At 64.5% G+C, this 12,980-nt stretch carries 12 protein-coding genes; 5 read left to right on the top strand and 7 right to left on the bottom strand.

Annotated features, from left to right (window positions below; translation table 11 throughout):
• Positions 1-82: 82 nt before the first annotated feature.
• The 5 genes from CUJ91_RS02560 to proC all read left to right on the top strand — a co-directional run bounded on the left by CUJ91_RS02560 (position 83) and on the right by proC (position 5,677).
• Positions 83-1,576: an FAD-linked oxidase C-terminal domain-containing protein gene (locus CUJ91_RS02560; protein ID WP_006047900.1), complete on the top strand. Its 1,494-nt coding sequence runs from the start codon at positions 83-85 to the stop codon at positions 1,574-1,576.
• 137 nt (positions 1,577-1,713) lie between these two features.
• Positions 1,714-2,802 carry a glycolate oxidase subunit GlcE gene (gene glcE / locus CUJ91_RS02555; RefSeq protein ID WP_006047901.1) on the top strand — a complete coding sequence of 363 codons (1,089 nt, stop codon included), beginning with the start codon at positions 1,714-1,716 and terminating at the stop codon, positions 2,800-2,802.
• Between the two features lie 7 nt (positions 2,803-2,809).
• Positions 2,810-4,036 carry a glycolate oxidase subunit GlcF gene (glcF, locus tag CUJ91_RS02550; RefSeq protein WP_006047903.1) on the top strand — a complete coding sequence of 409 codons (1,227 nt, stop codon included), beginning with the start codon at positions 2,810-2,812 and terminating at the stop codon, positions 4,034-4,036.
• A 54-nt stretch (positions 4,037-4,090) separates the two neighbouring features.
• Positions 4,091-4,789: a YggS family pyridoxal phosphate-dependent enzyme gene (locus tag CUJ91_RS02545; protein ID WP_029970439.1), complete on the top strand. Its 699-nt coding sequence runs from the start codon at positions 4,091-4,093 to the stop codon at positions 4,787-4,789.
• Between the two features lie 72 nt (positions 4,790-4,861).
• Positions 4,862-5,677, top strand: coding sequence for a pyrroline-5-carboxylate reductase (proC, locus tag CUJ91_RS02540; protein WP_107707321.1), 816 nt, complete (start codon positions 4,862-4,864; stop codon positions 5,675-5,677).
• 111 nt (positions 5,678-5,788) lie between these two features.
• Here the strand turns inward: proC and ubiA are convergent, their stop codons facing one another.
• From ubiA to recG, 7 genes are all read right to left on the bottom strand, one after another.
• Positions 5,789-6,652, bottom strand: a complete 864-nt coding sequence (ubiA, locus tag CUJ91_RS02535; protein WP_114155805.1) for a 4-hydroxybenzoate octaprenyltransferase — start codon at positions 6,650-6,652, stop codon at positions 5,789-5,791.
• A 255-nt stretch (positions 6,653-6,907) separates the two neighbouring features.
• The gene (locus CUJ91_RS02530; protein WP_006047907.1) at positions 6,908-7,396 is read right to left on the bottom strand and encodes a Dps family protein; all 489 of its coding nucleotides are present in this window, start codon (positions 7,394-7,396) and stop codon (positions 6,908-6,910) included.
• Positions 7,397-7,546: 150 nt separating this feature from the next.
• Positions 7,547-7,708, bottom strand: coding sequence for a hypothetical protein (locus CUJ91_RS34285; protein ID WP_167450644.1), 162 nt, complete (start codon positions 7,706-7,708; stop codon positions 7,547-7,549).
• A gap of 81 nt (positions 7,709-7,789) precedes the next feature.
• Positions 7,790-9,241, bottom strand: a complete 1,452-nt coding sequence (locus CUJ91_RS02525) for a catalase (RefSeq protein WP_006047909.1) — start codon at positions 9,239-9,241, stop codon at positions 7,790-7,792.
• 88 nt (positions 9,242-9,329) lie between these two features.
• Positions 9,330-9,467 (bottom strand): hypothetical protein, encoded by a 138-nt coding sequence (locus CUJ91_RS34280; RefSeq protein ID WP_006047910.1) that lies wholly within the window; start codon positions 9,465-9,467, stop codon positions 9,330-9,332.
• Positions 9,468-9,632: 165 nt separating this feature from the next.
• Positions 9,633-10,592 carry a LysR substrate-binding domain-containing protein gene (locus CUJ91_RS02520; protein ID WP_006047911.1) on the bottom strand — a complete coding sequence of 320 codons (960 nt, stop codon included), beginning with the start codon at positions 10,590-10,592 and terminating at the stop codon, positions 9,633-9,635.
• A 133-nt stretch (positions 10,593-10,725) separates the two neighbouring features.
• Positions 10,726-12,966, bottom strand: coding sequence for an ATP-dependent DNA helicase RecG (gene recG, locus CUJ91_RS02515; protein WP_114155804.1), 2,241 nt, complete (start codon positions 12,964-12,966; stop codon positions 10,726-10,728).
• Positions 12,967-12,980 lie beyond the last annotated feature (14 nt).

Below are 12,980 nucleotides of genomic sequence, written 5' to 3'. Positions count from 1 at the left end.
AGTCGCCGCAATACAAGCGCGCGGGAAGCGCCCGGAAGTGCCTGAAAGCGCGCGCGGCGAAAGACAAGAGGAGACGACGCACATGAACGCACCCGCCGAACTGTCGGCAGAAGTTCTCGCCCAGCGCCAGCGCGAAGTCGTGCAGGCGTTGATGGCGGTCCTGCCGAACCACTGTCTGCTCTATCGCGACGAAGATACGGTCGCCTACGACTGCGACGGCCTCGCCGCATATCGTCGGCTGCCGCTTGCCGTCGCGCTGCCGGAGACCGAGTCGCAAGTCCAGCGCATCGTGCAGATCTGCCATCGCCTTGGCGTGCCGATCGTGCCGCGCGGCGCGGGAACCGGCCTGTCCGGCGGCGCGATGCCGATTCGTCACGGCGTCGTCGTGTCGCTCGCGCGCTTCAAAAAGATCATCGAAGTCGACTCGTACGCGCGGACCGCCACGGTGCAGCCCGGCGTGCGCAATCTGTCGATCTCCGAAGCCGCGGCGCCGTACGGCTTGTACTACGCGCCGGACCCGTCGTCGCAGATTGCCTGCACGATCGGCGGCAACGTCTCGGAAAATTCGGGCGGCGTGCATTGCCTGAAGTACGGCCTCACCGTGCACAACGTGCTGCGCGTGCGCGCGGTGACGATGGAAGGCGAGATCGTCGAATTCGGTTCGCTCGGACCCGATGCGCCGGGGCTCGATCTTCTCGCGGTGCTGATCGGCAGCGAAGGCATGTTCGCGATCGTCACGGAAGTCACCGTCAAGCTGATTCCGAAACCGCAAACGGCGCAGGTCATCATGGCCAGTTTCGACGACGTGGTGAAAGGCGGCGATGCGGTCGCCGGCATCATCGCCGCGGGCATCATTCCGGCGGGGCTCGAAATGATGGACAAACCCGCCACGCGCGCCGTCGAGGAGTTCGTGCACGCGGGCTACGACCTCGACGCGGCGGCGATTCTGCTATGCGAATCCGACGGCACACCCGAAGAAGTCGCCGACGAAATCGTGCGCATGACGGCGGTGCTGCGCGAGCACGGCGCAACGCGCATCGCGATCTCGCGCACGGAAAACGAGCGGCTGCGCTTCTGGTCCGGCCGCAAGAACGCGTTTCCGGCCGCCGGCCGCATCTCGCCGGATTACTACTGCATGGACGGCACCGTGCCGCGCCGCAGTATCGGGCCGCTGCTGTCGCGCATCGAGGAGATGGAGAAGAAGTACCGGCTGCGCTGCATCAACGTGTTTCATGCGGGCGACGGCAACATGCATCCGCTGATTCTCTTCAACGGCAACGACAAGGACGAGTGGCACCGCGCGGAAGCGTTCGGCTCCGATATTCTCGAAGCGTGCGTCGAACTGGGCGGCACGGTGACGGGCGAGCATGGCGTCGGCATCGAGAAAATCAATTCGATGTGCGTGCAGTTCTCGCCCGAGGAGCGCGATGCGTTTCACGCGGTCAAACGCGCCTTCGATCCGCCCGGCCTGCTGAACCCGGACAAGGGCATCCCCACTCGCGCGCGCTGCGCCGAATACGGCAAGATGCACGTGCGCGGCGGTCTGCTGCCGCATCCCGAGTTGCCGCGCTTCTAGCGTCCACGCATCGCGCATAGCCCGTCGCGGCGGGGTTTCGCGTCTTGTCACCCTGATTACCCGATAGGGGTCCGCTCCGGGTTGTCAGCGCGGCCCCGCCCGGTACAATCGTTCGAAACATAACGAAGCAGGGCATCATGGAAGAGGACGACATCGTCGCCATGTGGTCGGAGCGCGTGCGTTCCGCCAGCGCCGAGGGACGCGCGTTACGCGTGCGCGGCGGCGGCACGAAAGACTGGTACGGTCAGACGCTGGAAGGCGAGATCCTCGACACGCGCGCTTATCGCGGCATCGTCGCGTACGACCCGGCGGAGCTGGTCATCACCGCCCGCGCCGGCACGCCGCTCGTCGAGATCGAAGCGGCGCTCGCCGAACACAATCAGATGCTTGCGTTCGAGCCGCCGCACTTCGGGCCGCAGGCCACCTTCGGCGGCTGCGTGGCCGCGGGCATTGCGGGTCCACGCCGCCCGTCGGCCGGCGCGGCGCGCGACTTCGTGCTCGGCGCGGTCATCATGAACGGCCAGGGGCAAACGCTGCACTTCGGCGGCCAGGTCGTGAAAAACGTCGCCGGCTACGACGTCTCGCGCTTGATGGCGGGCTCGCTCGGCACGCTCGGGCTGATCCTCGAATTGTCGGTCAAAGTGCTGCCGCAGCCGCAGGCCGAAGCCACGCTCAAGTTCGACATGAACGGCACCGACGCCGTACGCAAGCTTAACGAATGGGGCGGCCGGCCGTTGCCGATTACCGCGAGCGCCTGGCGCCACGGCACGCTCGCCGTGCGTCTCGCGGGCGCGGAGAGCGCGGTCAAATCGGCGCGCTCGTCGCTGGGCGGCGAAGTCGTCGATGCGGTGGAAGCCGAACGCTTCTGGGCCGGCCTGCGCGAGCAGACCGACTCGTTCTTCGCCGCGATTCCGCCGAAGGCCGCGCTGTGGCGGCTCGCGTTGCCGTCCATCACCGAGCCGCTGCAACTGCCCGGCGCGCAACTGATGGAATGGGGCGGCGCGCAGCGCTGGTGGATCACGGACACCGACGCGCAAACGGTGCGCATCAGCGCGAAGCAGGCCGGCGGCCACGCGACGATCTTCCGCACCGGCCTCGGCTACGACCGCGGCGCGGGCGTCTTCACACCGCTGCCCGCGCCGCTGATGAAAATCCATCGCGGCCTGAAAACCGCTTTCGACCCGGCCCGCATCTTCAATCGCGGCCGTCTCTACCCCGACTTCTGAGCGCGCGATGCAAACCAATCTCGCGGACTTCATTCGCAATACGCCCGACGGCGACGAAGCCGACGCCATTCTGCGCAACTGCGTGCACTGCGGCTTCTGCACGGCCACGTGCCCGACCTATCAACTGCTCGGCGATGAACTCGACGGCCCGCGCGGCCGCATCTATCTGATCAAGCAAATGGTGGAAGGCGCTGAGGTGACGCGCAGCACGCAGGTTCACCTCGACCGCTGTCTGACGTGCCGCAATTGCGAAACCACCTGCCCGTCCGGCGTGCAGTACGGCAAGCTGGTCGAAATCGGCCGCAAGATCACCGAGGAAAAAGTGACGCGCCCGCTCGGCCAGCGTCTCACGCGCCGGCTGCTCGCGAGCTTCGTGCCGAACAGCGCGCTGTTCACGCCGACCATGCGCGTCGGCCAGCATTTTCGTGCGCTGTTGCCAAGAAAACTGCGCGACAAGGTGCCCGCGCGGCAGCGTCCGCTGACATGGCCGAGCGCGACGCATGCACGCAAGATGCTGATGCTGGCCGGCTGCGTGCAACCGTCGATGATGCCGAACGTGAACACCGCCACCGCGCGCGTGCTCGATGCGCTCGGCATCGAAACCGTGGTCGCGCCCGACGCCGGCTGCTGCGGCGCGATCCGGCTGCACCTCGGCTACAACGACGAAGCGCTCGACGACATGCGCGCCAACATCGACGCATGGTGGCCGCATGTCGAACAGGGCGTCGAGGCGATCGTGATGAACGCGTCGGGTTGCGGCGCGACGGTGAAGGAATACGCGCACCTGCTGCGCGACGATCCGGCGTATGCGGAAAAAGCGCGCCGCATCGTCGAATTGACGCGCGACATCGCCGAAATTCTGCCGGATTTCGAGGAAGAGCTCGTGGCCGTCACGCGCCGCCGCGCGATCCATACGGTCGCGTTTCATCCGCCGTGCACGTTGCAGCACGGGCAAAAAGTGCGCGGCACGGTCGAACATCTGCTGACGAGGCTCGGCCTGGAAGTGCGACTGCCGGCCGACAGTCACCTGTGCTGCGGCTCCGCAGGCACCTATTCGCTGACGCAGCCGAAGCTCTCGTATGCGTTGCGCGATCAGAAGCTCGAGCGGCTGCATGCGCAGGAACCGCAGGTGATCGTATCGGCGAACGTGGGCTGTATTTCACATCTGCAAAGCGGCACGTCGACGCCGGTTGCGCACTGGATCGAACTGGTCGAGCACATGCTGTCCGTATAATCGGGGCATCGACTTCATCGACCCATCGACCTTTGGTCCGCTCCGGTTCGTTCCATGCCCGATCTGATTCATAACCTCGAAGCGGTGCAGCAACGCATCGCCCTCGCCGCGCACGTGGCGGGACGCGACGCGCGTTCCATCGCGTTGCTTGCCGTCTCCAAGACCTTTCCCGCCGAAGACGTACGCGCGGCCCATGCCGCCGGTCAACGCGCATTCGGTGAAAACTACGTGCAGGAAGCGCTCACGAAAATCGAAGTGCTCGCCGATTTGCGCAGCACGCTCGAATGGCATTTCATCGGCCCGTTGCAGTCGAACAAGACGCGGCCGGTGGCCGAACAGTTCGACTGGGTGCATTCGGTGGATCGCCTGAAGATCGCGCAACGGCTTTCCGAGCAGCGGCCGGAAACGCTGCCGCCGCTGAACGTGTGCTTGCAGGTCAACATTAGCGGCGAGGCGTCGAAAAGCGGCGTCAGCGTCGACGAAGCCGTGCAAGTCGCGAAAGACATCGCCGCGCTGCCGCGGCTCAGGTTGCGCGGCCTGATGGCGATACCCGAGCCGGCCGGCAGTATCGACGACCAACGCGTGCCGCATCGCCGCTTGCGCGAACTGTTCGAGCGTCTCGTCGGCGAGGGGCTCGAACTCGATACGTTATCGATGGGTATGTCGAGCGACCTCGAGGCCGCCGTGCTCGAAGGCGCGACCATCGTGCGCGTGGGCACGGCCATCTTCGGCGCGCGCGATTATTCGCACTAGCGTTGCGATTAACGTTGCATTAACGGGCGCACACGCGGTTTCACAAGCTCAATCCAACCTTCGCGGAACATCATGAAAATTGCTTTTATCGGCGGCGGCAACATGGCTGCGGCGTTGATCGGCGGCCTTATCAAGCGCGGTGTCGCGCCCGCCGATCTCTACGCGATCGATCCCAACGAAGACGCGCGCAAGCGCAATGAAGCGCAGTTCGGCATCAAGACCGGAGCGGCCGCGGACGCCGCGCTCGGCACCTATGACGCCGTCGTACTCGCGGTGAAGCCGCAGATCCTGAAGAGCGTCGCCGAAGCGCTCGCGCCGCATCTGAAGGCGGCGCAACTCGCGATCAGCATCGTCGCCGGCATTCGCATGGATGACATGTCGCGCTGGCTCAACGGCCATACGCGCATCGTGCGGGTCATGCCGAACACGCCGGCGTTGATCGGCATGGGCGTCGCCGGCTTGACCGCGACCGCGAGCGTCGACGATGCGGGCCGCGCGCTCGCATCGCAGGTGCTCGGCGCGGTGGGCGAAACGGTATGGTTCGACGACGAAGCGAAGATCGACGCCGTCACCGCGATTTCGGGCAGCGGGCCGGCCTACGTCTTTTACTTCATCGAAGCATTGCAGGAAGCCGCGCGCCAACTCGGCATGGACGAAGCACAAGGCCGCGCGCTCGCCGTCGCGACTTTCACGGGCGCCGCGCAACTGGCCGCGAATTCCGACGAGCCGCCGGCCGTGTTGCGCGAACGCGTGACGTCGAAAGGCGGCACGACCGCCGCGGCGCTTGCATCGTTCGACGCGAGCGGCATCAAGGAAGCCATCGTGCGCGGCGCGCTTGCCGCCGATGCGCGCGCGAAAGAAATGGGCGATGAGTTCGGCAAGCAGTGAGCGGTTATTGCCCGCTGAAACGTGACAAGCCGTGAGGCGCGGTGTCTTTACTCAACAAAGCCCGCGCTTACCGCAACGATCGGCCTCGCGGCATCAACGCCGCGCTAAAAACTAAAACGAAGCCACCGCATAATGCGCGGCAATGCCGACGAACAACGCGCCGCCGAGCCAGTTGTTATGCAGGAACGCCTTGAAGCACGGCATCCGTTCGCGGTGGCGGATCAGCGTGTAGTGATAGATCGCGCAGCCCGCCGCAGCCGCCCAGCCCAACCAGTACAGCGCGCCAAAACCGAGCATCACGCCGATGCCGACATAGATGCCGAGCGTCGCCGCATAGCAGAGCATGATCGCCGCCACGTCGAAGCGGCCGAACGTGAGCGCCGACGTGCGAATGCCGATCCGGATGTCGTCGTCGCGATCGACCATCGCATATTCGGTGTCGTACGCGACGGACCAGAACACGTTGGCAAGCAGCATGACCCACGCGAGCATCGGCACCTGATTCTGCACGGCCGCGAACGCCATCGGAATGCCGAAGCCGAACGCAATGCCGAGATACGCCTGCGGGATCGCGAAGAAACGCTTCGTGAACGGATAGGAGCCGGCGACGAACAGCGCCGCCACCGACAATTCCTTCGTCAGCGTGTTGAGCGGCAGAATCAGCAGAAAGGCCAGCAACGACAGCCCGGCCGCGAGCGCCACCGCTTCCCACGCCTTGATCTTGCCGGACGTGATCGGACGATTCTCGGTGCGCTTCACATAACGGTCGAAATCGCGATCCGCGTAGTCGTTGATCGCGCAGCCCGCCGAGCGCATCAATATCGTGCCCACCGCGAAGATGACGAGGAGCGGCCAGGACGGATGACCGTCGGACGCGATCCACAGCGCGTTGAGCGTCGGCCACAGCAGCAGCAGACTGCCAATAGGCTTGTCCATGCGCACGAGGCGCAGATACAGGGGAAGTCGGGCGAACATGGCGGACTCGTTGAATGCAGGCGAAGTGCGAGGACGGTGCCGTTATTTTACGGGATGCGGACGGCGTGGCGCGTCGGTGCGAACTGCTACCGACGAAAGCAGATGGCAATGGCGACCCCGCCACAGCGTTCTCAAAAGCGGCGCGCAAAAAACAAAGCCTCCCGCGAAGGGAGGCTTTGCATCGTGCCAGCTCATATCCGGCAATTCGGCTTCTGCGAAACGAACGCGAACAGCAACCGCAACCGACTCAAACCATCAAGCCAGCATCGAGCGCAGCATCCACGCGGTCTTTTCATGCGTTTGCATGCGCTGTGTCAGCAGGTCGGCGGTCGGCTCGTCGTTGGCGGCTTCCGTCGACGGGAAAATCGCGCGCGCGGTGCGCACCACGGCTTCCTGCCCTTCCACCAGCTGACGGATCATCTCTTCGGCGGCAGGCACGCCGTCCGCTTCGGGAATCGACGACAGCTTCGCAAAATCTTTATAGCTGCCCGGCGCATGCACGCCCAGCGCGCGAATCCGTTCAGCGATCGAATCGACGGCCAGCGCCAGTTCGTTGTATTGCGTTTCGAACATCAGATGCAGCGTGTTGAACATCGGACCCGTCACATTCCAGTGGAAGTTGTGGGTCTTCAGGTACAGCGTGTAGGTGTCCGCGAGCAGACGCGACAGACCTTCCGCGATCTTCTTGCGGTCCTTGTCGCTGATCCCGATATTGACGTGCTGTACAGCTTCTTTTTTGGCCATGATGACTCCTTCGAAGAGTGATACGAACCGGTGACGAAGTAACGCGTGCGAGCGGCCTGCCGGCAGCAGGCCCGGCAAAAACGAGCGTTCGACAGTTTATCTTAGAACGGCGAAATGTTCGTGTGAGGTGTCGCCGCTACGCTGCGCCGCTCAGCCGCCAAACGCGTGTTGCAGCATTTGCGCCGCGATCACCGCGAATCCGCTCGTCACGATGGCGAAGCCCACGGCTCTGCGCAAGTTCAGCACCTGCTGCTGTTGCGCGCGATGCATGGCCGGCGATCTGCCGGCGGTGGCTTTCACCAACTCGATCATGAGCGTGCTCCCTGTTCGTATCGATACTCGCGGGGCACACGCGCAAGCAACATGCACGCGCGCCCCGCTTTACACACTGCGTTACTTCTTGCCTTCCGCGAGTTCGGCCATCGCGGCGATCACGCCTTCGGCATAGGCGGGATCGATGCGGCGGAAATGCTCGACCGCACGCGCGACGATGTCCTGCGGCACACCGTTGATATGCCGCGCGATGTTGCCGAACAAACGTTGGCGCTGCGCTGCATCGAAGAGCGCGAACAGCATGCCCGGCTGCGTGTAGTAGTCGTCATCCGCGCGATGGTCATAGCGGTCCACCGCACCCGCGGCGAGCGCCGGCTCCAACGCATTCGCATCCTGCGCGAAGTCGCCGAAACGATTCGGCTCGTAGTTCACGTTGCCACCCAGGTTGCCGTCCGTGCGCATCGCGCCGTCGCGATGGAACGAATGCGGGTTCGCAACGCGCGACGCGTTCACCGGAATCTGATGGTGATTGATGCCGAGGCGATAGCGCTGCGTGTCGCCATACGAGAACAAACGGCCCTGCAACAGACGGTCCGGCGAGAAGCCGATGCCCGGTACCACGTTGGCCGGCGTGAACGCAGCCTGCTCGACGTCCGCGAAATAGTTGGCCGCGTTGCGGTTCAACTCGATCGTGCCGACGTCGATCAGCGGATAGTCTTTCTGCGACCACACTTTCGTGATGTCGAACGGATTGAAGCGATACGCCGCGGCTTCCGCCTCCGGCATCACCTGAATCGCAAAGCGCCACTTCGGGAAATTGCCTTCGTCGATGCTGCCAATCAGATCGCGCTGCGCGCTTTCGCGGTCTTGCGCGACGACTTGCGACGCTTCCGCATCGGTGAAATTTTCAATGCCTTGCTGCGACTTGAAGTGGAATTTGACCCAGAAACGCTCGTTGTTCGCGTTGATGAACGAGTACGTGTGCGAACCGAAGCCGTGCATCTGACGGTAGTTCTTCGGAATGCCGCGATCGCTCATCAGGATCGTGACCTGATGCATCGACTCCGGATGGCGCGTCCAGAAATCCCACGCGGCAATGTTGTTGCGCAGGTTCGTGTACGGATCACGCTTTTGCGTGTGAATGAAGTCCGGAAATTTCAGCGGATCGCGGATGAAAAACACCGGCGTGTTGTTGCCCACCACGTCCCAGTTGCCTTCGTCCGTATAGAACTTGATCGAGAAGCCGCGCACGTCGCGCTCGGCGTCGGCCGCGCCGCGCTCGCCCGCCACCGTCGAAAAGCGCATGAACAACGGCGTTTCCTTGCCGACTTGGGCGAACACTTTCGCCTTCGTGTAGCGCGAGATGTCGTGCGTGACCTTCAGCGTGCCGAATGCACCGGAGCCTTTCGCGTGAACGCGGCGCTCGGGAATCACCTCGCGATCGAAGTGCGCGAGCTTTTCGAGCAGCCATACGTCTTGCAGGACGACCGGGCCGCGCACGCCGGCCGTCATCGAATTCTGGTTATCGGCGACGGGCGCGCCGGCGGCATTGGTGAGCTTCTGTTCGGACATGCGGGACTCCTGGATGGTTTTCGTTCAAACGGATTGGGGGAGAAGCGCGGCAAGGCAATGCCGAAAGCTTAGACGAACAATTTGGCGATTACGCGGACAAAGCGCGGTCGACCAGCAACGAAAACGCGGCCGTGCGCATGCCGAGCATGGCCGCCGCCAAGCCGGCATTGGCGCTGGCCGGTTCAGCGGCGAAGGTCTGAGTTTGCGGCACGTTCGATTGCGTCATGATGTCCTCCGGGTTTTTGTCATCGGGCGATGTATGAGGAAGACTATATCAAGACTATCGAAATCGTGTGTTTTATAAATTTAATCTATGCCATAGGCGCAAGGCGGACGCGAGTTCGGCCCCGCCTGCGGCTGCTGTTGCTGTTGCTTCCGCGCTGAACGCGCGTCAGTTCACCGCAACCGGCAAATCCAGCTTCTTCACGCCCGGCAAGTCGCAGGCGTTGATGGCGTCGCAGATCGCGTCGATGGCGGGCATTCGCGTAAAACTTTTGCGCCACGCGAGCACGACGCGGCGATCGGGCACCGGCTCGCCGAACGCGACATAGGACAGCAGGCCCGAGTCGATGCCGCCCGCGTGCGGCTTCACCTCATGCACCGACATGCGCGGCAGCACGGTAATGCCCACGCCGCTCGCCACCATATGGCGGATCGTTTCCAGCGACGACCCCTCGAACGTCTTCTGGATGCCGTCGGCGTTCTGCGAGAAACGCATCAGTTCCGGACACACGCCGAGAACGTGATCGCGGAAGCAGTGACCGCTGCCGAGCAGCAGCATGGTTTCCTGCTTGAGATCGTCGGCGTCGATTTTCGGACGGTTTTCCCACGCGTGACCGGACGGCAGCGCGACGACAAACGGCTCGTCGTAGAGCGGACGCAGCATCAGGCCGGTTTCCGGGAACGGCAGCGCCATGATCGCGACGTCGATCTCGCCCTGCTTCAGCAGTTCGATCAGCTTGAGCGTGTAGTTTTCCTGCAGCATCAACGGCATTTGCGGCACGCGCTTGATCATCTGCTTGACGAGCGTGGGCAGCAGGTACGGCCCGATCGTATAGATCACGCCAAGGCGCAGCGGCCCGACAAGCGGATCTTTGCCCTGCTTGGCGATTTCCTTGATGGCGAGCGTCTGTTCCAGCACCCGCTGAGCTTGCGTGACGATCTGCTCGCCGATCGGCGTGACACTGACTTCGCTCGTGCCGCGCTCAAAAATCTGCACGTTGAGCTCGTCTTCGAGCTTCTTGATGGCCACAGACAACGTCGGCTGGCTGACGAAACACGCTTCGGCGGCCCGGCCAAAGTGCCGCTCGCGGGCGACGGCGACGATGTACTTCAATTCGGTGAGCGTCATTGGGGGACCAATCAGTGCGGTGAATTCGATAGGTTCTAGTTATACACCCATAGGGTCGGTTCGCCAACCGGGTTCGCCGGTTTTCAATATCGGCGAGATACGCCATGCCGCGGCGCCGCCAACAGCAGCGTGTTCAAGCCTTCAGATACTGTTCGCGCGCGCCGAGCCAGCGCGCCAGATGCTGGGCGACCACTTCCGGATATTGCTCGAGCAGCGCCGCGGCCGCCTCGCGCGCGGGCTCGATCAGCCATTGATCGTTTTGCAGGTCGGCGAACCGCAGCATCGCCGCGCCCGATTGCCGCGCGCCGAGAAACTCGCCGGGGCCGCGAATCTCCAGGTCGCGGCGCGCGATTTCGAAGCCGTCGGTCGTCTCCCTCATGGTCTGCAGGCGTGCGCGGGCGGTCATCGACAGCGGGCCGGTGTAGAGCAGCACGCACACCGACGCCGCGCTGCCGCGCCCCACGCGTCCGCGCAACTGGTGCAATTGCGCGAGGCCGAAGCGCTCGGCGTGCTCGATCACCATCAGCGACGCGTTCGGCACGTCGACGCCCACTTCGATCACCGTGGTCGCGACCAGCAATTGCACTTCGTTGCGCGTGAAGGCGTCCATCACCGCGGCTTTTTCAGCCGGCGCGAGACGCCCGTGCACCAGCCCCACCTTCAATTCGGGCAACGCCGCGACGAGGGTTTCGTAAGTCTCGACGGCGGTCTGCAATTGCAGCGTCTCGCTTTCCTCGATCAGCGGACACACCCAGTAGACCTGACGCCCCGTCAGCGCGGCTTCGCGCACGCGGCCTATCACCTCTTCGCGGCGCGCGTCGGACACAAGCTTGGTGAGAATCGGCGTGCGTCCGGGCGGCAATTCGTCGATGGTCGAGACGTCGAGATCCGCGTAATACGTCATGGCGAGCGTGCGCGGAATCGGCGTGGCCGACATCATCAGTTGATGCGGCTGAAAATCGCGCGCGCCGTCGGCGGCGTTTTGCGCCTTCGCGCGCAGCGCGAGCCGCTGCGCGACGCCGAAGCGATGCTGTTCGTCGACGATCACGAGCCCGAGCCGCGCGAACTCCACCGTGTCCTGAATGATCGCGTGCGTGCCGATCACGAGTTGCGCGGTGCCGAGCGCGGCCGCTTCGATGGCCGCGCGCTTTTCCTTCGCCTTCAGACTGCCCGCGAGCCACGCGACGCTCACGCCGAGCGGCTCGAGCCAGCCGCGCAGCTTGCGCGCGTGCTGCTCGGCGAGGATTTCGGTGGGCGCCATTAGCGCGGCCTGATAACCGGCGTCGATTGCCTGCGCGGCCGCGAGCGCGGCGACAATCGTCTTGCCGCTGCCGACGTCGCCTTGCAAGAGCCGCTGCATCGGATGCGGCTGCGTGAGGTCGAGCGCAATCTCGCCGCCGACGCGCTCCTGCGCCTTCGTCAGCGAAAACGGCAGCGCTTTGAGCAAACGCGCGACCAGCGCCGCCTCATCGCCGAGCTTGCGGCGCGGCATGGCCGGCGCGGCGCGCGTGCGGCGCTCGTCGTGCGCGCGCTTGAGCGACATCTGCTGCGCGAGCAGTTCCTCGAACTTGATGCGCACCCACGCCGGATGCGTGCCGTCGATCAACGCCGTTTCGTCCGATTGCGCGTCCGGATGATGCAGCGTGCGCACCGCGTCCATCAGCGAGGGCACGCCAAGCGGCTGCAACCATTGACGCGCGACGGCCTCGGGCAGCAATTCGGGCAGCGACGTGCGCGACAACGCGTTGTCGATGGACTTGCGCAAATACGCCTGCGTCACGCCCGCGGTGCTCGGATAAACCGGCGTGAGCGCTTGCGGCAGCGGCGTGTCTTCATCGACGACGCGCACGGCCGGATGCACCATCTCCATGCCGAAGAAGCCGCCGCGCACGTCGCCGCGCACGCGCAGCCGTGCGCCGATCGCCATCTGCTTGACCTGCGAGCCGTAGAAGTTGAGGAACCGCAGCACGAGTTCGTCGCCGGCGTCGTCGCGCAGTTTGACGAGCAACTGGCGGCGCGGCCGATAGGCGATCTCGTTGTCGAACACGACGCCCTCGGTTTGCGCGATGCCGCCCGGCAGCAGATGGCCGATCGGCGTGAGGGAGGTTTCGTCCTCGTAGCGCATCGGCAGATGCAGCACGAGGTCGATGTCGCGCGTGAGGCCTAGCTTGGCGAGTTTGTCGACGGGCTTGTCGGCAGCTTTGGCTGCGGGCCTGGCTGCCGATTTGGCTGCCGATTTCTCGGCGGCTTTGGCAGAGCCCGTTCGCGCCGTCCGTTTGCCTTGCGCCGCCGCGCCGCCGCGCGCGACGCCGGGTGCCGGCTCGGCGCTCGCATCATCGGTAGCGGAAGGCAATCGGCGGTCGGACAAAGGCATGGGCTGCTTCGCAA

It is taken from the genome of Paraburkholderia graminis (assembly GCF_003330785.1).
GTDB classification, from domain to species: Bacteria; Pseudomonadota; Gammaproteobacteria; order Burkholderiales; family Burkholderiaceae; genus Paraburkholderia; species Paraburkholderia graminis.
The sequence above is the reverse complement of the archived record's forward strand: the minus strand, read 5'-3'. Positions and strand labels throughout refer to the sequence as shown.

Bases quoted from the DNA above. Each gene is read 5' to 3' on its own strand.
- CUJ91_RS34285 (WP_167450644.1), bottom strand. From the start codon at position 7,708: ATGATCGAGTTGGTGAAAGCCACCGCCGGCAGATCGCCGGCCATGCAT.
- CUJ91_RS02545 (WP_029970439.1), top strand. From the start codon at position 4,091: ATGCCCGATCTGATTCATAACCTCGAAGCGGTGCAGCAACGCATCGCC.
- proC (WP_107707321.1), top strand. From the start codon at position 4,862: ATGAAAATTGCTTTTATCGGCGGCGGCAACATGGCTGCGGCGTTGATC.
- CUJ91_RS02530 (WP_006047907.1), bottom strand. From the start codon at position 7,396: ATGGCCAAAAAAGAAGCTGTACAGCACGTCAATATCGGGATCAGCGAC.
- CUJ91_RS02560 (WP_006047900.1), top strand. From the start codon at position 83: ATGAACGCACCCGCCGAACTGTCGGCAGAAGTTCTCGCCCAGCGCCAG.
- CUJ91_RS02525 (WP_006047909.1), bottom strand. From the start codon at position 9,241: ATGTCCGAACAGAAGCTCACCAATGCCGCCGGCGCGCCCGTCGCCGAT.
- recG (WP_114155804.1), bottom strand. From the start codon at position 12,966: ATGCCTTTGTCCGACCGCCGATTGCCTTCCGCTACCGATGATGCGAGC.
- glcF (WP_006047903.1), top strand. From the start codon at position 2,810: ATGCAAACCAATCTCGCGGACTTCATTCGCAATACGCCCGACGGCGAC.
- glcE (WP_006047901.1), top strand. From the start codon at position 1,714: ATGGAAGAGGACGACATCGTCGCCATGTGGTCGGAGCGCGTGCGTTCC.
- CUJ91_RS02520 (WP_006047911.1), bottom strand. From the start codon at position 10,592: ATGACGCTCACCGAATTGAAGTACATCGTCGCCGTCGCCCGCGAGCGG.
- CUJ91_RS34280 (WP_006047910.1), bottom strand. From the start codon at position 9,467: ATGACGCAATCGAACGTGCCGCAAACTCAGACCTTCGCCGCTGAACCG.
- ubiA (WP_114155805.1), bottom strand. From the start codon at position 6,652: ATGTTCGCCCGACTTCCCCTGTATCTGCGCCTCGTGCGCATGGACAAG.